The sequence below is a fragment of the Providencia sp. 6390 genome (assembly GCF_058148425.1).
Map to the genome: position 1 here is coordinate 31,136 of NZ_JBYVYL010000004.1, position 21,640 is coordinate 52,775.

A 21,640-nucleotide genomic window follows, 5' to 3' on the forward strand; every position below is an offset into this window, starting at 1 on the left:
CCTTGTTTTTAACGTTATGTTTTTCAAACCATAGCGCTATTAATCATGGTGTGATTTTTTATATTGGCAACAATGCCATTTTTTGCATCTTATCGTAAATTTAAACAGACGATAATGTGCTATAGCTTAAGTAAAGAGTGTGATTGAAGGATCTTCGAATTATGGCAGTAAGAGAGATTATTGAAATACCCGATGAACGATTGCGTGTGACATGTCACACAGTGACAGATATTGCTGCGGTGCAAGGTTTGATCGATGACTTATTGGATACGATGTACAGTACCGATAACGGCATTGGTTTGGCGGCGACGCAGATAGCGGCATCGCAATCCGTCATGGTGATTGATATATCTGAAAATCGTGATCAGCCGATGGTGTTTATTAACCCTGAAATTATTGAAAGTGAAGGGGAAACCAGCTACCAAGAAGGCTGCCTTTCTGTACCTGACATCTACGCTGATGTTGCACGTTTTCAACGTGTGAAAGTCAAAGCATTAGATAGAAAAGGTAATGAGTTTATCGTCGATTCTGATGAGTTTTTGGCGATCGTAATGCAACATGAAATTGACCATTTGCACGGTAAAGTGTTTCTCGACCACTTATCAACACTAAAACGCAATATGTTATTGAAAAAACTCAAGAAACAACAAAGATTAAAGCAGTGATTTAATCGGCTCCGTACCTGCACACTTATTTGTATTAGAAAAAAGTGTGCAGGGGGCTCTGACATATATCACTATTCAAGGGGCTTTATTGTTTTTTGGGCATCTGGTTGATTAAACTGGCCATAGCTATTGTTAAGTGCCCGATTCTGATCTAATTGTTTAATTTCTTTGCTTAAAAAATCTAGATGCTGTTGTAAATAGGTTTTAGTTATACGTTCATTTTCAATTATTTGCTGCAACAACGCGACCAATTCATCTGTGATGGGCTGCTGCGCTTCGAGCTCATGTGACAATTGCGTCAAATTTTCGACAGCATGGACATACTCTGTTTCGCGGGCGATCAGTTGCTCCCACTCTTTTGCTTGTGCCAGTGCGACTAAATTTTCACTTAATACTAAAACATCACGATAGATTTCATGTAAATCAATAGGTTTATGATTGTTCACCTGTTTATCTTTCATCCACATTTGCCCCAATCTGCTGCCACGTTAACGCAAGATCGGAGAGTAATTGGTAAACTTCTTGTATATAAGTGATATTATTTTCAAGATTAGCCTTGAGCAAACGGATCACCATATAGTCATAAAGGCGGGCTAAATTATCGGCAATTTCGCCGCCAGCATCATGATTTAACGCATGTTTTAAACCCGTATCGATGATATCGATCGCTTTGGAAAGTTCTTTACCTTTCGCAGCGATATCATTTTGCTGAATAAAAATTTCAGCCCGTTTTAGGGCGCTTAACGCGCCCTTATACAGGATAGTGATTAACTGATAGGGAGTGGCATTGATAATTTCACTCTCAATATCGACTTGTTGATAAGCTTGTTTTGCTTTTTGTTGGTACATATTAATTAACCTAAGAGTCTACCTAAAGAATTACTGGTGCTGTTAAGCGACGTCATCATTTTATCGAGGTTTTGGAATTGGCGACGGTAACCATCCATGGTGCTTTCAATTTGTTTATTCGTTTGCTCAATACGTTTATCGAGGCTTTTCTTTTTCTTTTGCAGACCATCGGTGGCGTTATGGATTGTTCCCTCTTTGCTATCAAGGGTCTTTTTCAAAAATTCAAAGTTTTCAGTACCAAAACCCGTTTCTTTGCCATCGCCCATAAAGAAGGTTTTAACGCTAGCGGTGTTTTCTTTTAGAGCCTCTTCAAATTTTTTATTATCAATCTCTAATGTGCCATCAAGTTTTTGCTTGATGCCCATTTTGCTTAAGGTATCAATTTGACCACTTGGTTGCGCAGTACGCACATGGGTACGTAATTGGCTCTGGATCCCTCGCAATGTTGAATCACCGAGTAATGGACCATTGGTTTTGTCGGGCTCAACCCCTTTATCGGTTGGGGTGTATTTAGTTAGCTCAGTGGCAAGGGTTTGAAATTCATTATAAGCATCGACCCATGCTTTGATTTTGGCTTTTGCGGGTTCGATATCGGATGAAATGATCAAATGATCGGTTTTTGATGCTTCCGTTTCCTGTTTAAGCGTCAATGTCAGGCCGGGAAACAGATCTTTGGCTTCATTGGTTTGTGATTCGAGTTCAAAACCATCAATAACCAACTGGGCATTTTGTGGAGCCACTTTTTGCTCCATACCCGGTGCACCTTTGATGGTGACCTTATTATCGGAACCTAATTCAGATTGAACATCCATTAAGTTAGCTAAAGCATCATCACCCTCTACCTTAATATTGATACGGTGATCAGTGCCTTCTTTTTTGGACGTCACTACAAGGTGATAGTTATTGGTTTTATCTTTAATGATTGAAGCGCTGACATTACTGTCTGTTTTATTAATGGCATCTGCAATCTCAATCAGTGAAGTGTGCTCGTTATCTAACTTAACGACAATCGGTTTTTTTTCTGCGGGTTGGGTAATAGTGATGGTGCGCTCTGGGTTGCCATTGCCTAATAATTTTTTATTATCACTTTGGCCTTGGGTGGCGATAGTTTGTGCTTTAGCTAAATTTTTAACTACCACATCGTGAACACCTGCAACGGCCTTACCATCGGTTTTGACATCAAAGCTTTTATAATCACCATTTACTTTAGTGGTGCTGATATCACCATACTTTTTTAGATCTTCAGCGGCTTTTTTTAATTTTTCCAGTGATGATTGCATTTTGCCATAGGCACTGATTTGCGCGTCATAGCTGGCTTTCTGTGTCGTTAATGGTTCCAAACGGCGTCTTTCGACCGCTTCAATTTGGCTCATTTGATTATTTAAATCTAAGTTAGCCCCGATACCGAGTGTCGCTATACCAGCCATGAATTTCTCCTAAAAATATTCTCGTTTAACAGGTTATCGGCGAGAAAGGCGGAAATCTTAGACGATATACACAAATAATGATGGCACGAGTTAGCGACAGAAAGCTGGGTATTTGTCTCTATTGAACATAAATAAGCAACCGTTTGAAGCTAATTAAACGGAGGTTATCGTTAATTTTATGGTGTAAATCATTATAAACATTACGGTTATGTTTGATAAGATAAAAATACCAAATTAAATTGCTAAAGCCATTTTTAATGCTGCCGATAATCACTTTGACGAATTAATCATAATGAATAGGTGGTTAATTCAATATATAATATATATGAATGGAAAGGGTTTATATAATGGCGCAAGTTATCAATACCAATATTCTGTCTCTGAATACTCAGAACAATTTAAACAAGTCTCAAAGTGTACAGGCGAAGGCGATAGAGCGTTTGTCTTCAGGTATGCGTATCAATAGCGCAAAAGATGATGCGGCAGGTCAAGCAATTGCTAACCGTTTTACCACCAATGTAAAAGGATTAACCCAAGCGGCGCGTAATGCCAATGATGGTATTTCGATGGCACAAACGGCCGAAGGTGCGGTTAATGAAATTAACAATAACTTACAGCGTATCCGTGAATTGACAGTGCAGGCGAGTAATGGCACCAACTCAGAATCGGATATTAAATCTCTACAAGAAGAAGTGGTACAACGTTTAGAAGAAATCGATCGTATTTCAGTACAAACAGACTTTAATGGCAATAAAATGCTCAGCAAAGATGGTGACATGAAAATTCAGATTGGCGCACTTGATCATCAATCGCTTTCATTAGAATTCAAAAAGATTGATAGCTCAGTGTTGAAAGTGGACGATTTGGATTTGTCTAACCGAGGCCAAATTGGCAAGCAAGTTAAGAACTTAAGTGAAACTGAGGTTAAAAAAGTTGATGCTTTTAAATTTAAGATGACTGGTAGCCAAAAATTATATAAAGCAGGCGGTGCAGATGCGGGTAAATTCTTACTTGATGATGGTACTGATAAATTTATTGTTTCAAAGAGCGATTTTAAATCAGATGGTTCTATAGATACAGCTACTCTGACAGCGCTTACCAGTTCTGCAGCGACGGCGGCTGACACTGCTAAAGGTATACAAATTAACGACAAGGATGATATTACAGCTGCTGTATCCCCACAAAAAGCAATCAAACTTGATACCGGTGAGGAACTACACCAAAAATTAGATGCAGATGGTAAAGCCATTGCGGATAAATTCATCATCAAAAAAGATGACCAGTATTTTGAAGTCGATAGGGCTGATTTTGATGCAACTTCGGGTGAGTTAAAGAATAAAGCGACTAAGCTTGATCCTAAGGCAGCAATGACTACCGATATCCATGATGAACCACTAGCCGCATTGGATGAAGCATTAAAAACTGTGGATAGCATGCGTTCAACCTTAGGTGCGGTACAAAACCGTATGGAATCCACGGTGAATAGCCTTCAAAATACAGTGGTTAATCTGAGTTCTGCACTCAGTCGTATTCAAGATGCCGATTTTGCAACTGAAGTGTCTAATATGACCAAAGGCCAAACCTTACAACAAGCAGGTATGGCGGTGTTAGCACAAGCGAACCAAACTACCCAAAGCGTACTAAGCCTATTACGTTAATTTAAGCTTCTCTGGTTATCTCAAGTTAGGAAGCTGACTTGGGATAGCTTTTTATTTTATCTATTACTCCAACGTATATTTCACCCCAACGCACTTTTCATACCAACATTTCTGGCTATAAACACCTTATTATTATCACCTTTGCTAAAACATCTGCCAATTAATCCACAAATCTAACATATTCATAAAATAAATATCCCATTGTTATTTATGGTGATTATTATTTCTTTGATTTTATTTCGCAAATTATTTATTGAAAACCCTAAAGCCCTTTTTGATGCCGCCGATAATCATATTCGTGGCAACAATGGAATGGCTTAATAAATCAGCCTTCCTTATTATTATCGAATAACAAGGACTTATATCATGGCACAGGTCATCAACACTAACGTTCTGTCTCTGACAACGCAAAACAACTTAAACCGTTCACAAGGTGTGCTGGGTACAGCAATTGAACGTTTGTCTTCTGGTTCTCGTATCAACAGCGCTAAAGACGATGCTGCGGGCCAAGCGATTGCTAACCGTTTTACAGCAAACATTAAAGGTTTAACTCAAGCTGCACGCAATGCTAACGATGGTATCTCTACCATGCAAACAGCGGAAGGTGCAGTTAATGAAATTAACAACAACTTGCAACGTATTCGTGAGTTGGCTGTACAAGCGAAAAATGGTTCTAACTCAGAATCAGATACTAAATCTATTCAAGAAGAAGTGAAGCAACGTTTAGCAGAAATTGATCGTATTTCAGAACAAACTCAATTCAACGGTAAGAAAGTGTTGAACAAAGATGGCGCAATGAGTATTCAGGTTGGTGCTAACGATGGCGAAACCATTTCTTTTGATTTGAAAAAAATTGATAGCTCAGTATTGAAAATTGATAGTTTAGATCTGTCTAAAACAGGTCAAATTGGTAGCCAAATTAAAAACTTAAGTGAAACAGAGGTTAAAGGTACTCCAGCTGTGAAATATGCTGCGGGTGCTGATGAAAAACTTCATCTAGTTAAGGGAAAAACGGATGAATTTTATGTTGAGAAAACGACTGGTGCTGACAAAGGCTTTTATAAAATTGATAGCTCAAGAATTGATGCTGCTACTGGTAAAGTTGATATCGCAGGTATCACAAAAGAAGCAACGGATCCTACAACAGGGACAACTTTAGGTTCGGAAATTGCTGATGGCGCTGAAGCTATCGCAAAAACAGACGGTAGCAAAGGAATTGTCTTAAACGATGGCGAGCAATTATTCCAAAAAGTAGGCGCTGATGGTAAAGCAGAAAAAGATACCTTCTTAATCAAAAAAGACGATAAATATTTTGAAGTTAAAAGAAGTGATTTTGATGCAACGACAGGAAAATTGACCGATGCAACAAAAATTGCTGATGATAAAGCAGTTAAAATGGGAATTGATGATGAACCTCTAGCAGCGTTAGATGATGCGTTGAAAACGGTTGATACTCTTCGTTCATCTTTGGGTGCGGTACAGAACCGTTTCCAATCAACGATCAACAACCTGAACAACTCAGTCAACAACCTGAGTGCTGCACGTAGCCGTATCGAAGATGCTGATTTTGCGACCGAAGTGTCTAACATGAGCCGTGGTCAAATTCTGCAACAAGCAGGTACCGCAGTTTTGGCACAAGCAAACCAAGTTCCACAAGGTGTTCTGAGCCTGTTGCGTTAATTTTTACTCCCTTTCTATTCTATCCAAGGCCAGAAACTTCTGGCCTTTTTTATCATGACAAAAAAAGCCATTAATAATGTGAATATCTACACTGTATTAATTTAGGTTAGGTAAAATAGCGCCAATTTACCCCATTACTCTGCGGATTGAATTATTCATCAACTAGCATAATAAATGCCTTTGTATGGGTTTTAAAGGTGATGCCGTTTGTGAGTGATTTATATACTGCCGAAGGTGTAATTAATAAAAATAGCCTGTGGGAGCGTTATTATCCACTAATACGACATGAGGCCCTTAAGCTGCAAGTGAGACTCCCCGCAAGCGTGGATATTGATGACTTGATCCAAGCGGGTGGCATTGGTTTATTGCATGCATTAGAACGTTTTGATGCTACTCAAGGTGCATCATTTGCCACATACGCTGTACAACGCATTCGTGGTTCAATGCTTGATGAGCTACGCAGTCGTGATTGGGCACCACGCAGTGTTCGCCGCCAAGCACGTGAAATGGCAAAAGCGATTGGAGAGCTAGAACAATCATTAGGCCGAACCGCAACAGAAAGTGAAATTGCAGATTCATTGCAAATCGATATTGTCGAATACCGCCAAGCGTTACTCGATACCAATAACAGCCAACTCTTTTCTTATGATGAATGGCATGAAATTCATGGTGAAAGTTGTGAACCCACCATGGATGAAACGGATGGTGGTAATCCATTAAGCTTATTGATGGAATCTAATCTACGTTCACAAGTCATTGAGGCTATTGAGCAGTTGCCTGAGCGCGAAAAACTGGTGCTAACTCTCTATTATCAAGAAGAACTCAATTTGAAAGAGATTGGTGCAGTGCTCGAAGTGGGAGAGTCGCGAGTTAGTCAGTTGCATAGTCAGGCCATAAAACGATTACGCGGTCGTTTAAAATCGGTCGCTGAATAAGCAATAGTGAGATCAATATAGTGCGGTAATTACCTCACTATATTGAGTGATTATTTGCGAAAAGCCATCATCGAAACTACAAATTAGCTGCTTCGGCTATCAGTTTGCCAAGCTCATCCCAATTTTCATTGTCTATCAAATTGTTAGGTACCATCCATGAGCCTCCACAGATCAGTACTGAAGGTAAGTCGGTGTAGTCTTTAATATTTTTAGGGCTGATGCCCCCTGTAGGCATAAAGGTGACTGGGTAAACAGCACTCAATGCCTTTAACATTGCAACGCCACCAGACGCTTCAGCAGGGAAGAATTTAACTGTGGTTAAATTAAACTCTAACGCTTGCTCAACAAGACTCGGGTTGTTCAAACCTGGAATGATAATGACATTTTTTTGCTGGCAATAAGCCACGATTTTAGGATTAAAACCGGGGCTAACAATAAAATCAACACCGGCCTCAATGGCCTGATCGACTTGTTGAGTGGTCAGTACGGTTCCCGCACCAATTAAAATTTCAGGGTAGGCCGCCCGCATATTTTTAATGGCTTGAACAGCAGCAGGTGTGCGAAACGTCACTTCAGCACAAGGCAAACCATTTTCAACCAAGGCTTTGGCAAGTGGCGCGCCATGCTCTGCATTATTGATAGTAATAACAGGAACAACGCTGATTTTTTTTAATTTCTCAATGAGTTGATTCATGATTAAGCCTTTATTAGTTATTTAATATTAATTGAGGCATGGCATCGCTAGGGATAATAGCACCACGGTGTTGGATCACAGTACCTGCGAGAAGGTGACCTGCATTGGCGGCCTCCGCGGGAGAGCCCCCTAAAATACGGCAGGCGAGGTAGCCTGCGCTGAAAGAATCACCTGCCGCTGTGGTATCAATAACATTGCTGACTTTGTTAGCAGGGATTTCTTGTTGTTCATGATCGATAACGATATAGCAGGGTTCTGCACCTCTTTTGATGACGATTTCATTGACACCATATTGCTGAGCACGAGCGATAGATTGGCTTTCGTGTTGATCGCCATATAATAACTGTTCATCATCGAAGGTCAAAAAAGCCATATCTGTCAGCGTAAGCATGCGTTGATAAGCCACTTGAGCAGCCTCAGTAGAAGGCCATAATGCAGGGCGATAATTATTATCAAAGATAATTTTTGAGCCTGATTTGCGGGCATTTTCTAATAGATTAAACAATAAGTGACGAGCAGGCTCGGGGAGAATGGCTAAACTGATACCACTTAGATAGATAAATTGCTGTTGATTGAGCAATTGTTGTGTGTTGGCGACAGTTTTGTCATTTAACCAATATTTAGCAGCTGAGTTGTCTCGCCAGTAGAAAAAGCGGCGTTCACCCTCCGCTGAAGTTTCAATCAAATACATGCCGGGTAAGTGTTTATCCGAGATAATAACACTATCGGTATTAATGCCTTCTTTTTGCCAGCTAGTTAACATTTGTTGGCTAAATGGGTCTTGCCCAAGCCCCGTAAAATAGCGTGTCATTACATCTTGCGAAGAGGTTAAGCGAGCGAGGTAGAGTGCGGTATTGAGAGTGTCGCCCCCATAGCTTTGTTTGAACAGTTCCCCTGATTTCTGTAGCTCAACCATACATTCGCCAATAATGGCAACTTGCGAAGTTTTAGCCATGTTTACCACCTGCATTTTGTTGTCATTCTAAAATCATCATTGAATATACTCGTCATACTTCAAGTTGCAGCGTTGTTGACTACGCTCACTCGCACTAGTCACCTACTTATGTAGGCTCCCAGCGACTCGCTCACTTGTCGCCTAGCTGAATCTCGAATTATTTAGAGTCTAGTTGCCATTAAAACCTATTTTTTAGGCAACTTCAAATAAAAATGAAACGCCGTTTTAAAAATTTCAAATCGCTGTTCTTGTTTTTTATAGAGTGGATCTCTATGCTGTATACAGTTGAATAAAAAGGAATGGTAAATAATGACAGATAGTGTCACGCAAACAGACGCAGTCTCTTCTGTGGTTAAAGTATTCAGTATCCTCAGTGCACTTGGGGAGCAAAAGGAGATCGGTGTGTCCGAACTTTCTCAACGTTTATTGATGTCAAAAGCGACAACTTATCGTTTTTTACAAACCATGAAACAGTTGGGATATGTGGTGCAAGAGGGAGAGGCTGATAAATATTCTCTGACACTTAAACTATTTGAATTAGGTGCTAAATCCCTTGAGTATGTCGATTTAATTGAAATCGCAGATAAAGAAATGCGCCATATTGGCCAATTAACCCATGAGGCATTACACCTCGGCGCATTTGATGATAATTCGATTATTTATATTCATAAGATTGATTCTAGCTATAACTTACGTATGTATTCGCGAGTTGGGCGACGTAACCCTTTATATTGTACTGCTATTGGTAAAGTCCTGTTGGCTTGGCAAGATAATGCGGTGGTCAAAGAGATATTAGAACAGGTTGAATTTGTTAAAAAAACCGACACGACGCTGTTGAATGCAGAGCAATTAATGACTGAATTAGCGATGGTACGTGAGCAACATTATGCAGAAGATAGGGAAGAACAAGAACTCGGTTTACGCTGCATTGCGGTTCCTGTGTATGACCGTCTAGGGCGGGTTATTGCTGGGCTATCAATATCTTTTCCTACAATTCGTTTTGATGAGCAGCAATTGGACAGTTATGTCCGATTATTAAAGACTGCAGGGCGCAATATTTCTGAAAAAATGGGGTATCATCACTATTTTTGACGATACTTGGGGCTTAACGAATTTGTTTTTATTGTTTGCCACCTCAGTAAGAGGTGGTTTTGAAAAATTAATTGCTGATAGAGAAATGCGCCGTTTTAGACATGAATTTTTATATTTAAGAATTCATTAACTATCAGCTTATGGTTTTTTTTTACCAAATTATAGCAATAGATTATATTCTTAAAGGAAAGCCACCTTCAGACTGTGAGTATAGCAAATATTATTAAAGTATTGATTTGGTCAAACAGCAACAACGTTTTGTTTTTGATTCGAAAAAAGTCGCTAAAGAGGATCGCCGCTCTTTCGCGACTACGGGATGCTCGAGACCTTTTATGGTTGCATGGTCTGCATCAACTCAAACAAATGATTGAGTAAGTGGAAAAATAAGGTGTAAATGATATTTTTTGGGGCATGATTTCTCTTTTGATAGGAAAGATTTTATCTATCTAGTATCACGTTATTAAGAATAAAATGACGCCATCTTCATTGGTTACAGAGACCTCTAAGGAACTCGATTAAGTACCTTAGAGGTAAAATGATTAGCTAGTTTCAGGGAAGGTTAGTGTGGCTCCAGGGGCTTCACGGCTTAAATGAATAAAGTTAAGGTGTTTTTCATATTGATCTAAGATATCACTGATCACTTGCTCTTTTGTGAAGTCCATCAAATCATTACCTTGAGTCCCTTCCCATAAAAATGTTTCTAAACGGTAATAGTGAGATTTACCTGAACGTGCGCGATAAGTGAAACTCGGAACTGAGTAACGTTGAGGCCAAATTTGATAAATGAAGTTTTGCTCATCCACTAAGTCGACAACGAGCTCTAAATGATTTAATCGCTCATCGGCAACGGGCGGTAAACTGTTAAATTCCACTTTTGCACCTCGTAATGACAGTTCTTTAGCCACTTCTTGCATGGCTGGTGCACATACTAAATCGAGCATTCTTTGTGTGTAAGTGGTTCCCGGGAAGTTCATTACTCGGCCAAGGCGCTGCTTCCAATTTAATTTATCATTGCCATATAAAGGCGCGGGTGCACTGGTAGTCAGTGAACTGACACGCCTGAAATCTTCAACTTTTAGCGATTTATACAGACCCGCCATGATGAAGAAAATAACAAAACTAAATGGTAGCCCCATAATCACTGTCGTGTTTTGTAATGCAGGTACGCCGTCGGTCATTAACATACCAAGGGTTAATAAGCCGATTGCGATTGACCAAAAAATACGTAACCAGTTTGGTGCATCATTATTAATGTCGCTTAAGTTGGAGGTAAAGTTACCAAGGACTAAAGAGCCTGAATCTGCGGAGGTCACGTAAAATAGCAGGCCCGTGATGGTGGCGACAGAGGCGGTTAATCCAAAACCGGGGTAGAGTTCAAGTAGTGAGTAAAAACCTTTCTCAGGGGCAGCAAGGACGGTTTCAGCAAGCTCTTTGTTACCATGAATGATTTCATATAATGCGCTGTTGCCAAAAATAGATAACCAAAGCAGGGTAAACACAAACGGAATGATTAGGGTGCCAATGACAAATTGGCGTATTGTGCGTCCGCGGGAAATGCGTGCCAGAAACAGCCCCACAAACGGTGACCATGCTACCCACCAAGCCCAGAAAAATAGCGTCCAACTATTCATCCAATCCGTTGGTCTATCAAAGGCAAAGCTGTTCAGCGTCATACCCATAAAGCGGTTAACATAGTCGCCAACATTAAGCACTAAGGCGTTGAGTAAAAACTCAGTATCGCCAACAAATAGAATAAATAGGATCAAGCCAAAAGCCAGTAGCACATTCAGTTCAGATAAAATACGGATCCCTTTATTTACCCCTGAAGTGGCTGAAATTACCGCCATAATCACTGAAAGTAATATCAACCCACCCTGGGCAGTGAGCCCTTGTGGAATATCAAACAACACTTTTAAGCCATAGTTAAGTTGTACAACACCGATCCCTAATGTGGTTGCAATACCAAAAATGGTACCAATAACAGCAGCAATATCGACCGTATGACCGATTGGCCCATATATGCGTTTGCCAAAAATGGGATAAAGTGCGGAACGAATGGTTAAAGGTAAATTGTATCGGTAACTAAAGTAGCCTAGCGCGATCCCCATTAATGCATACATTGACCAGCCCGTCAGGCCATAGTGGAATAATGTCCACACCATCGACTGACGGGCTGCTTCTAATGTTTGCCCTTCGCCAGTTGGCGGTAGCATGTATTGTGTAACGGGTTCCGCAACAGAGAAAAACATCAGGTCAATGCCAATCCCAGCAGCAAATAGCATCGCAGACCAGCTAAGTACACTGAATTCGGGCTTAGATTGTTCAGGACCTAATTTGATATTACCAAACCGTGAGGTGGCGATGAAAATCACAAACACGATATACAAAGTCGCTGCTAATAAATAGTACCAACCAAATGTTTTGGATACCCAGCCAAGTGTCGTAACGATCCATTGATTGGCGGTTTCTGTCATGAGTATGGTGAAAAATGAAAACGCTAGGATTAACCCAGCGGAAGAGAAAAAAACCACAGAATTCAGTTTGTCTTTCTGCTGATTTTTTGGACTGTTTTGAGTTGTCATCGGCAGTTCCACAATTTTATTTGTTTAAAAGTTAAAAGTTGCATTCTTTGCTAAATATTTGAATTTTTAGCAAAGATTCAATTTTTCACGTCTATTTCTCCCTTATGTTTGTAAAATATTTGTGATAAAATATAGTTAATATTGATTGAATGTTCAATTAAAAAAAAGTTTAATAATAGTGTTCACTGTATTTTTTAGGTTTAGAGATCATGCCGAAGATAGGAATGCAATCGATACGTAAGCAGCAGTTAATTCAAGCCACACTTGAGGTAATTAATGAGGTAGGAATGCAGGAAGCTAGCATTGCATTAATTGCTCGCAAAGCGGGGGTATCAACTGGAATTATTAGCCATTACTTCCGCGATAAAAACGGCTTATTAGAGGCCACAATGCGGCATATTCAATATCAGCTAGGTTTTGCTGTTGCGATGCGTTTAAGGATGCTGGGCCATGCCCAACCCAAACAACGCATTCAAGCCATTGTTGAAGGTAACTTTGACCCTTCTCAGATCAGCGAAGCAGCGATGAAAACCTGGTTAGCGTTTTGGGCAAGTAGTATGCATCAAGTTAATTTAAATCGCCTACAGCAAGTTAATGATAGGCGTTTGTATTCAAACTTAAGTTATGAGTTTGCCCGTGTGCTAGATAAGTCCTCTGCACGCATGGCTGCGAAAGGGCTCGCCGCATTGATTGATGGAATTTGGTTACGTAGCGCGTTAAGTAATCAGGCGTTTCCTCTACAAGATGCATTAACCATTACTAACGAATATATCGATATGCAATTTGAACGACATGGTCAGCGCTAAGCCTTAGTTTTAAGCGAAGGAGATATTATGCACCAACCCCAATTACATAAACTCTATATCCACGGCGGATATGTGGATAGCTCACAGCCTGAGTGTGGGCAATTTGATGCCATAAACCCCGCCAATGGTGAAGTGATTGCGCGTTTACAATCCGCTAGCTATGAAGACATCAATTGGGCGGTGGAAAGTGCCAAACAAGGGCAAAAAACTTGGGCTGCAATGACGGCTATGGAACGTTCACGCATCTTGCGTCGTGCCGTCGATTTACTCCGCGAACGTAATGAAGAGCTAGCTCAACTAGAGACTCTTGATACGGGCAAGCCATTATCAGAAACTCGCTATGTTGATATCGTGACTGGCGCTGATGTGTTGGAATATTATGCAGGGTTGATCCCCGCTTTAGAGGGTGAGCAAATTCCGTTACGTGATAGCGCTTTTGTTTATACACGCCGTGAGCCACTAGGTGTTGTTGCTGCGATCGGTGCATGGAATTACCCCATCCAAATTGCATTGTGGAAATCAGCACCAGCCTTGGCAGCTGGTAACGCAATGATTTTCAAACCAAGCGAAGTCACTTCATTGACAGCACTGAAATTAGCTGAAATTTATACTGAAGCAGGCTTACCTGCTGGGGTATTTAATGTGGTCACTGGTGGTGGGGCTGATGTTGGACAATGGCTATCAGAGCATTCAGGTATTGCTAAAGTATCATTTACGGGTGGGGTGGCGACAGGTAAGAAAGTGATGGCCAATGCATCTGGTTCGACACTAAAAGAAGTGACTATGGAGCTCGGTGGCAAATCTCCATTGATCATTTTTGATGATGCCGATCTCGATAAAGCCGCAGATATCGCCATGATGGCCAATTTTTACAGCTCAGGGCAAGTGTGTACGAATGGCACTCGAGTGTTCGTTCCTGAAAAATTGAAACAGCAATTCGAAGCTAAAATCCAACAACGTGTAGCGCGTATCCGAATAGGCTCACCGCTTGACCCTGAAACCAATTTTGGTCCGTTAGTCAGCTTCTCACATATGGAAAACGTGTTGCGCTACATTGAAATAGGTAGACAGCAAGGGGCGACTTTACTGTGCGGTGGTGAACGTTTGGTTGAAAATGAGTTTGCTCAAGGAGCCTATGTATTACCAACAGTATTTACCGACTGTACGGATGATATGCGGATCGCCCAAGAAGAAATTTTTGGTCCTGTGATGAGTATTTTGAGTTACCAATCTGAGGGTGAAGTCATTGAACGTGCTAATCATACGTTATATGGGCTGGCCGCAGGGGTGGTTACTCGCGATATCTCTCGTGCTCACAGAGTTATCCATCAATTAGAAGCAGGCATTTGCTGGGTTAATACTTGGGGGGAGTCACCTGCTCAAATGCCAGTTGGGGGCTACAAACACTCAGGTATTGGGCGTGAAAATGGTTTAGTCACATTGCAAAATTACACCCAAATCAAATCTATCCAAGTTGAACTCGAGGAGTTTTCATCCGTATTTTAATCACTTATTTTTAATTTGACTGAAACAGAGGAGATAACAATGGTCTATGACTACATTATTATCGGTGCTGGTTCAGCCGGTAACGTTCTTGCTACTCGCCTAACAGAAGATCCTGATGTTACTGTGCTGCTCCTTGAAGCTGGAGGACCGGACTATAGGCTCGATTTTCGCACTCAAATGCCAGCGGCATTAGCGTATCCGTTACAAGGTCGCCGTTATAACTGGGCCTATGAAACGGAACCTGAACCTCATATGAATCATCGTCGCATGGAATGTGGACGAGGGAAGGGGCTTGGCGGCTCATCGTTAATCAACGGTATGTGTTACATACGTGGTAATGCATTAGATTTTGACGAGTGGGCTAAAGCTCCTGGTCTGGAAGATTGGAACTACCTCAATTGCTTACCGTATTTCCGCAAAGCTGAAACACGTGATATCGGTGAAAACAGCTACCATGGTGGTGATGGCCCTGTCAGTGTAACGACGCCAAAGCAAGGTAACAATGTGTTGTTTCATGCGATGGTTGAGGCTGGAGTACAAGCAGGTTATCCAAGAACCGACGATCTCAATGGTTATCAACAAGAGGGTTTTGGCCCAATGGATAGAACTGTTACCTCGAAAGGTCGTCGTGCTAGCACAGCGAGGGGGTATCTTGATCAGGCTAAAACACGTAAAAACTTAACTATCATCACACATGCCACCACCGATTTAATTGAATTTGAATCGAAAAAAGCAACAGGTGTGCGGTTTTATCAAGGTAAAAGCAAAAAAGTTATCCAAGTTAAAGCACGCAAAGAGGTGTTATTGTGTGCTGGCGCAATTGCCTCGCCACAAATATTGCAGCGTTCTGGTGTGGGGCCTGAAGAGGTTCTGAACCAATTCAATATTCCAGCTGTACATGTGCTCCCAGGTGTCGGTGAAAATTTACAGGATCACCTTGAGATGTATTTGCAATATGAATGTACGCAGCCTGTATCTTTGTATCCTGCACTAAAATGGTATAACCAACCCAGTATTGGAGCAGAATGGTTATTCAAAGGTACAGGTATTGGCGCAAGCAATCAGTTTGAAGCAGGTGGTTTTATTCGAACCAGTAAAAAGTTTGCTTGGCCAAATATTCAATTCCATTTTTTACCTGTTGCAATTAACTACAATGGCAGTAATGCAGTTAATGTGCATGGTTTTCAGGCGCATGTTGGCTCAATGCGTTCTCCTAGCCGTGGGCGGGTCAGGTTGAAATCAACAGATCCTTATCAGCACCCAAGTATTTTGTTTAACTACATGTCATGTGAACAAGATTGGGAAGAGTTTCGCGCTGCCATTCGCATTACACGTGAAATTATGGCTCAACCTGCGTTGGCACCTTACCGAGGTGAAGAAATTAGTCCAGGTAAGCAAGTGCAGACTGATGAAGAGTTGGATGCTTTTGTTCGTGAACGAGCAGAAACAGCATTTCACCCTTGTGGAACGTGTAAAATGGGCAGTGATGAGATGGCGGTTGTAGATGGGGCGGGAAGAGTACATGGCCTTGAAAAATTAAGAGTCATTGATGCATCCATTATGCCTTTGATTATTACCGGCAACTTAAATGCGACAACGATTATGATCGCAGAAAAAATAGCTGATAAAATTCGTGGGCGTGCCCCTCTCCCAACAAGTCAGGCCGATTATTATGTGGCTGGTGAGGCAGAAACACGTCAAATTTGAGTCATCTACGAAAAAAGCCCTCTATAAAAGAGGGCAAATAAATCGAAAACGAGAACATCTGTATAGCATTTATTTTTTACCTACCATAGCAGACCAGTGCACTAGCACCTAGGTAAGCTAAAATATTGGGAGCTTGCTCACTATCTAAGCTCACTTAACCGACTTTATTAACCATTCTAAATAACTGCCATCCACTTGTTCTAAGTCGAGACAAATCAATTCAGGTGTTTCATAAGGGTGAATTTCTTTGATTGCTGTGAATAATTCAGATTGGTTTTTGTAGGTAGATTTGATGAACAACATAATTTCTTTGTCCTGAGAGATCTCATCTTTCCACCGATAAATCGATGTTAGCTCAGGGAGCAGTGATACGCAGGCGGCTAAGCGTTTATCTAATAACTGTTGTGCAATTTTGACCGCATTATTTTGGCTGTTTGTCGTGCATAAAATAATACAAGGTTGTTGTTCACTTTTGTAGGTGACATCATTTTTCGTCATTTAAATTCCCTCAGAATAATTGCTTTATTTAGTGTAAATCCATGGTTAAGGGTAGATTAAATAGCCATACTGTGTATGAAGATTAATCAACTATTAATTGTAATGCAGGGGAAAATAGTTTGATACCTGACATTAAGATAGGAATCTAGGATGGGTGTGGTTAATTATTAAGCGAAAATGAGTTTATTATTTGGACATTATTATTGAAAAGGTTTGAACATTTTAATTCTATACTATGTTGTGAAGTGATTAAGATAGAGGGTGAATAATTCGATTCAGCCTTCATTTTTGTACGTTGTGATATAAATTACCGAGCTTTTTTTGTATATTGCACCCATGAAATGGATCGATTAGATAAATAAATTAGACCTCTCACTCGTTTACTCAATCTCAGGGTAAAATGGTGTTTTTAGATTATTACATTGATACGCGCATTATTTTAAAATAACAAGGTAAATAAAATGATATTTGTTGGTTAAATTTTGAAAGATATTTGTTGAATTGATTAATTACATTTTGTTACTAAATTAAAGTCGTTTTTTATATGTGAAAAAGTGCAACTAAGTGATAACGATCAAAGTCTTTCAACGATATTTAGCTAACATATCTGCAAAGATAAAAAATATATTATTTGTACTCGTTATTCTTCCTGTTGCAGCATTTTACATTAAGGCATGCATCTAGTGATTTATTCATTTATTGCCTAGCTGTTCCTCGAATTATCTAGAGTACAGTTTTTTGTTTCCATCTTAAAACCTGTATGGATACCTGACATGAATAAACTAACCCCATTAAAGCCGATACCTACATTGATAGCTGTTGTTATTACCCTCATTATTTGGTTTGTGATCCCCGTTCCCGAAGGTGTTAACCCTGACGCTTGGCATTTATTAGCACTCTTTGTTGGAACCATTGCAGCAATTATTGGCAAGGCGCTTCCTATTGGCGGTGTCTCTATTATTGCGATTGCATTAGTCGCAGTGACGGGTGTGACCAACCCGAATTCAACCAAAGCAGCCATTGCAGATGCATTAAGTGGGTTCTCTAATGACCTTATTTGGTTAATTGGTATTTCCATTATGGTTTCGATGAGTCTAAATAAGACGGGTTTGGGGGCGCGAATAGGTTATTACGTGATTTCTTTATTCGGCAAAAAAACATTAGGAATAGCTTATTCATTGGCCATTGCAGAAACAGTACTTGCGCCTGTTACACCAAGTAATACCGCGCGTGGTGGTGGGATCATTCACCCAATTATGCGTTCAATTGCAGATAGTTTTGGTTCTAAAGCCGATGATGGAACTGCAGGGAAAATAGGCCGTTATCTCTCTTTGGTCAACTATAACATTAACCCGATTACTTCAGCGATGTTTATTACTGCAACAGCTCCAAACCCCCTGATTGTCAGTCTCATTGTTAGTGAAGCCGGAGGGGCTCATGAATTGACTTGGTCTATGTGGGCGATTGCTGCCTTTGCACCAGCACTGGTTTCACTGATTTTAATGCCGTTAGTCATTTATTTTATGTATAAGCCAGAAATAACTTCAACGCCAGATGCGCCAAATTTTGCTAAAGAACGCTTACAACAGTTAGGGCCAATTTCATTACCTGAAGTGATCACACTAGGTGTATTTCTGTTGTTACTATTAATGTGGGCCGGTGTACCGGCAATGTTATTTGGCGCTAATTATAGTGTTAATGCCACGACAGCGGCATTTATTGGCCTTGGCATCTTGTTAGCAACGGGGGTGATTAATTGGGACGATGTACTGAAAAATAAAGGTGCATGGGATACTGTCGTGTGGTTTGCCGCGTTGGTTATGATGGCAAGTTTCCTCGGTAAATTAGGCCTAATTAAATGGATGTCTGTTTCTGTTGGTACTTCGATTGATAACATGGGGCTCAGTTGGGTTTGGGGGGCGTTAATCTTAGTACTGATTTATGTCTACTCTCACTATTTCTTCGCTAGTACAACTGCACATATTACCGCTATGTTTGGTGCCTTCTTTGCCGCAGGCTTAGCATTAGGTGCTCCACCCATGCTATTAGGTTTAACGTTAGCATTTTCATCATCATTAATGATGTCGCTGACGCACTATGGAACAGGTACTGCTCCGATTATCTTTGGATCAGGTTATGCAACTTTAGGTGAGTGGTGGAAAGCTGGGTTTGTGATGAGTGTTGTTAACCTGATCATCTGGATCGGGTTGGGAAGTATTTGGTGGAAATTCCTCGGTTACTGGTGATTAATTATAAGGCGCGGTTTTCCGACTAACTTGGTGTTTGCTGTTGCTCAATGTATTGCCGAATGATCGATATCGGCGCACCACCGCAACTGCTTGCAAAATAACTCGGTGTCCACAGAACGCCTTTGTAGTAATAGCGTAGCGCGATATCTGGCCGGTCACGGCGAAGCAGCCGGCTGGATACGCCTTTAAGACTGTTGACCAAATTTGATACTGCCAACTTTGGTGGGTAATTGCTCAGCAAGTGCACGAGGTCGGATTCACCGTCCATTTCAACCAGTTCAACCTCAAAATCAGCACAGACGCTGGCAAAGCATCTGCGTAGCTTTTCAATGGCATCCTGATCAAATATCTTTCGACGATATTTGGCGACGAATACCAAGTGAACGTGCATCAGGAAAACACCGTGTCTTCCACGGCGAATATCAATTTCTTTTGTCATAGACCAGAGTATCATGGTGCATATGAAACGACTGCAAGCCTTTAAATTCTAATTAAGACCAAATGGTCAGCAGGAGCGCAATATGCGGCGCTTCGCAGGGGCTTGCCGCTTCGTCTTTAACCGCTCATTAGCGCTTCAGAATGAAAATCATGGGGCTGGAGATAAGTATATTCCCTACACAAAAATGGCCTCATGGCTCATTGAGTGGAAAGCCAATTCTGAAACACAATGGCTCAGAGACGTGCCATCACAGACGCTGCAACAGTCACTGAAAGATCTGGAGCGAGGCTACAAGAATTTTTTCCAGAAACGTGCCGCATTCCCGCGTTTCAAGAAACGTAGTCAAAATGATGCATTCCGCTACCCGCAGGGCGTGAAGCTAGATCAGCACAACAATCGCATATCGTTGCCAAAGTTAGGGTGGATACGCTATCGCAACAGCCGTGAAGTCATTGGCATAGTGAAAAACGTCACTGTCAGCCAGTCATGCGGCAAATGGTATGTCAGTATCCAGACCGAATACGAAGTGGATAAACCTGTTCACCACGCAGAGTCAATGGTCGGACTCGATGCCGGAATAACGAAACTCGCTACGCTTTCTGATGGCACTATATATCAGCCCGTCAACAGTTTTAAATCAAGTCAGCGTAAGCTGGCAATGCTCCAGCGCCAGTTAAGCCGCAAAGTTAAATTCAGTGCCAACTGGCAGAAACAGAAACAAAAAATCCAGCGTCATCACTCGCATATTGCCAATATCCGACGCGACTACCTTCACAAAGTCACCAGTGAAATCAGCAAAAACCACGCGATGATCGTCATTGAGGATTTGAAGGTCAGTAATATGTCGAAATCGGCAAAAGGGACGACAGAGCAGCACGGACGGAACGTCAGAGCCAAATCTGGCCTGAACCGTTCGATACTGGATCAGGGCTGGTATGAAATGCGTCGTCAGCTTGAGTATAAACAGCTTTGGCGTGGTGGTCAGGTACTTGCTGTACCTCCTGCCTATACCAGCCAACGTTGCGCAGGCTGCGGTCATACAGAGAAAGCGAACCGCCAGTCACAAAGTAGATTCGAGTGCCTTGAGTGCGGATATACCGAGAACGCGGATATCAACGGCGCTCGTAACATTTTAGCGGCAGGACATGCCGTGCTTGCCTGTGGAGGGATGGTGCAGTCAGGCCGCCCATTGAAGCAGGAACCCACCGAGGCGATTCAGGCTCAGGTCTGAACGCTGTAGGGATCCCCGCCCTTTAGGGAGGGGAGGATGTCAATAAAACAACAGATAGAAATATGTGAACTAACCCCCATAGTTGGAAAACCAATGACTGGGGGTTTTTTAGTTAAATATCTAGCTTACCAATAGCATTAATACAAAACTGCCAACACAAGCAATCAGCATTATTTGTAGCCAACTCGCTTTTGAAGAACTTTTCCATAGTAAATTAATTTCATCTGGATAAGCGTATTTGCGTGCATTAATAGCACTCTTTGTGCTTTTAATTAATTCTGATTCACTGAGTGAATGATGACGTATGCAGCTCATAATGACCTACCTTGCTTTGTACATTTTACTCTATATACCCGAAATCCTTCAAGCTGCAGTGTTGTTGACTACGTTCAGCTAGCCGAGTCACAGTGTTTATCTATGCTCCCCGCCTATCTTCACTTGTCGCCTAACTGCAACTCGAATTATTTGGAGTATAGTTATTATCTCACTTGGCAAAATGAGAAAAATTGACCAGTTTGTAACGAGATTTCCTCATTTAATAATGCAAAATATTGGCTAAGCGAAAAGTAGGTCTTAGTAGCCGTGTTAAAGGGGAAGTCTTTCAGCTTTAATCGTCATATTTATAGAGAACAAATTAGTGATGAGTGATGAAATATCCATTGGCATT

General features: G+C 41.1%; 18 protein-coding genes and 1 pseudogene. 10 read left to right on the forward strand and 9 right to left on the reverse strand.

Annotated features, from left to right (window positions below; genetic code table 11):
- The first annotated feature begins 161 nt into the window (after positions 1-161).
- Positions 162-665, forward strand: a complete 504-nt coding sequence (gene def / locus AC3Z9T_RS09580) for a peptide deformylase (RefSeq protein ID WP_490125952.1) — start codon at positions 162-164, stop codon at positions 663-665.
- 71 nt (positions 666-736) lie between these two features.
- On the opposite strand, the gene fliT is transcribed toward def, so the two are convergent.
- From fliT to fliD, 3 genes are read right to left on the reverse strand one after another with little or no spacing between them, the layout of a single operon-like run.
- Entirely contained in the window at positions 737-1,126 is a 390-nt protein-coding gene (fliT, locus tag AC3Z9T_RS09585; RefSeq protein ID WP_490125953.1) for a flagellar protein FliT, read from the reverse strand.
- Positions 1,116-1,514 (reverse strand): flagellar export chaperone FliS, encoded by a 399-nt coding sequence (gene fliS / locus AC3Z9T_RS09590; RefSeq protein ID WP_490125954.1) that lies wholly within the window; start codon positions 1,512-1,514, stop codon positions 1,116-1,118. The genes fliT and fliS overlap by 11 nt, the downstream gene beginning before the upstream one ends.
- 5 nt (positions 1,515-1,519) lie before the next feature.
- Positions 1,520-2,941 carry a flagellar filament capping protein FliD gene (gene fliD, locus AC3Z9T_RS09595; RefSeq protein WP_490125955.1) on the reverse strand — a complete coding sequence of 474 codons (1,422 nt, stop codon included), beginning with the start codon at positions 2,939-2,941 and terminating at the stop codon, positions 1,520-1,522.
- 347 nt (positions 2,942-3,288) lie between these two features.
- Between fliD and AC3Z9T_RS09600 the strand changes: the two genes are divergently transcribed.
- The 3 genes from AC3Z9T_RS09600 (at position 3,289) to AC3Z9T_RS09610 (ending at position 7,214) form a co-directional block, all read left to right on the forward strand.
- On the forward strand, positions 3,289-4,599 hold the full coding sequence (locus AC3Z9T_RS09600; protein WP_490125956.1) for a FliC/FljB family flagellin: 1,311 nt from the start codon (positions 3,289-3,291) through the stop codon (positions 4,597-4,599).
- Positions 4,600-4,965: 366 nt separating this feature from the next.
- Positions 4,966-6,279 (forward strand): FliC/FljB family flagellin, encoded by a 1,314-nt coding sequence (locus tag AC3Z9T_RS09605; RefSeq protein WP_490125957.1) that lies wholly within the window; start codon positions 4,966-4,968, stop codon positions 6,277-6,279.
- Between the two features lie 209 nt (positions 6,280-6,488).
- The gene (locus tag AC3Z9T_RS09610) at positions 6,489-7,214 is read left to right on the forward strand and encodes an RNA polymerase sigma factor FliA (protein ID WP_490125958.1); all 726 of its coding nucleotides are present in this window, start codon (positions 6,489-6,491) and stop codon (positions 7,212-7,214) included.
- A 76-nt stretch (positions 7,215-7,290) separates the two neighbouring features.
- Here AC3Z9T_RS09610 and AC3Z9T_RS09615 read toward each other — a convergent pair whose 3' ends face one another.
- Together AC3Z9T_RS09615 and kdgK are read right to left on the reverse strand one after the other, a co-directional pair.
- A complete protein-coding gene (locus tag AC3Z9T_RS09615; protein ID WP_490125959.1) occupies positions 7,291-7,908 on the reverse strand; it encodes a bifunctional 4-hydroxy-2-oxoglutarate aldolase/2-dehydro-3-deoxy-phosphogluconate aldolase in 618 nt (205 codons plus the stop codon).
- A gap of 13 nt (positions 7,909-7,921) precedes the next feature.
- Positions 7,922-8,863 carry a 2-dehydro-3-deoxygluconokinase gene (gene kdgK / locus AC3Z9T_RS09620; protein ID WP_490125960.1) on the reverse strand — a complete coding sequence of 314 codons (942 nt, stop codon included), beginning with the start codon at positions 8,861-8,863 and terminating at the stop codon, positions 7,922-7,924.
- A gap of 309 nt (positions 8,864-9,172) precedes the next feature.
- On the opposite strand from kdgK, the gene kdgR reads away from it, so the two are divergent.
- Positions 9,173-9,955: a DNA-binding transcriptional regulator KdgR gene (kdgR, locus tag AC3Z9T_RS09625; RefSeq protein ID WP_490125961.1), complete on the forward strand. Its 783-nt coding sequence runs from the start codon at positions 9,173-9,175 to the stop codon at positions 9,953-9,955.
- Between the two features lie 539 nt (positions 9,956-10,494).
- Here the strand turns inward: kdgR and AC3Z9T_RS09630 are convergent.
- Positions 10,495-12,537, reverse strand: coding sequence for a choline transporter (locus AC3Z9T_RS09630; RefSeq protein ID WP_490125962.1), 2,043 nt, complete (start codon positions 12,535-12,537; stop codon positions 10,495-10,497).
- Positions 12,538-12,746: 209 nt separating this feature from the next.
- Here AC3Z9T_RS09630 and betI point away from each other — a divergent pair, with 209 nt between their 5' ends.
- The 3 genes from betI to betA are packed head-to-tail and all read left to right on the forward strand — an operon-like array spanning position 12,747 to position 16,556.
- Positions 12,747-13,343, forward strand: coding sequence for a transcriptional regulator BetI (gene betI / locus AC3Z9T_RS09635; protein WP_490125963.1), 597 nt, complete (start codon positions 12,747-12,749; stop codon positions 13,341-13,343).
- Between the two features lie 27 nt (positions 13,344-13,370).
- Positions 13,371-14,849: a betaine-aldehyde dehydrogenase gene (betB, locus tag AC3Z9T_RS09640; protein ID WP_490125964.1), complete on the forward strand. Its 1,479-nt coding sequence runs from the start codon at positions 13,371-13,373 to the stop codon at positions 14,847-14,849.
- A gap of 39 nt (positions 14,850-14,888) precedes the next feature.
- A complete protein-coding gene (gene betA / locus AC3Z9T_RS09645) occupies positions 14,889-16,556 on the forward strand; it encodes a choline dehydrogenase (protein WP_490125965.1) in 1,668 nt (555 codons plus the stop codon).
- A 150-nt stretch (positions 16,557-16,706) separates the two neighbouring features.
- Here the strand turns inward: betA and cutA are convergent, their stop codons facing one another.
- A complete protein-coding gene (gene cutA / locus AC3Z9T_RS09650; RefSeq protein ID WP_490125966.1) occupies positions 16,707-17,054 on the reverse strand; it encodes a divalent-cation tolerance protein CutA in 348 nt (115 codons plus the stop codon).
- A gap of 773 nt (positions 17,055-17,827) precedes the next feature.
- Between cutA and AC3Z9T_RS09655 the strand changes: the two genes are divergently transcribed.
- A complete protein-coding gene (locus AC3Z9T_RS09655; RefSeq protein WP_490125967.1) occupies positions 17,828-19,300 on the forward strand; it encodes a DASS family sodium-coupled anion symporter in 1,473 nt (490 codons plus the stop codon).
- Between the two features lie 25 nt (positions 19,301-19,325).
- Here the strand turns inward: AC3Z9T_RS09655 and tnpA are convergent, their stop codons facing one another.
- Positions 19,326-19,742, reverse strand: a complete 417-nt coding sequence (tnpA, locus tag AC3Z9T_RS09660; protein WP_490125968.1) for an IS200/IS605 family transposase — start codon at positions 19,740-19,742, stop codon at positions 19,326-19,328.
- Between the two features lie 22 nt (positions 19,743-19,764).
- Between tnpA and AC3Z9T_RS09665 the strand changes: the two are divergent.
- A pseudogene (locus tag AC3Z9T_RS09665) lies at positions 19,765-20,973 on the forward strand (RNA-guided endonuclease InsQ/TnpB family protein).
- A 120-nt stretch (positions 20,974-21,093) separates the two neighbouring features.
- Here AC3Z9T_RS09665 and AC3Z9T_RS09670 read toward each other — a convergent pair.
- Positions 21,094-21,288 carry a 3-oxoacyl-ACP synthase gene (locus AC3Z9T_RS09670; RefSeq protein ID WP_490125969.1) on the reverse strand — a complete coding sequence of 65 codons (195 nt, stop codon included), beginning with the start codon at positions 21,286-21,288 and terminating at the stop codon, positions 21,094-21,096.
- Positions 21,289-21,640 lie beyond the last annotated feature (352 nt).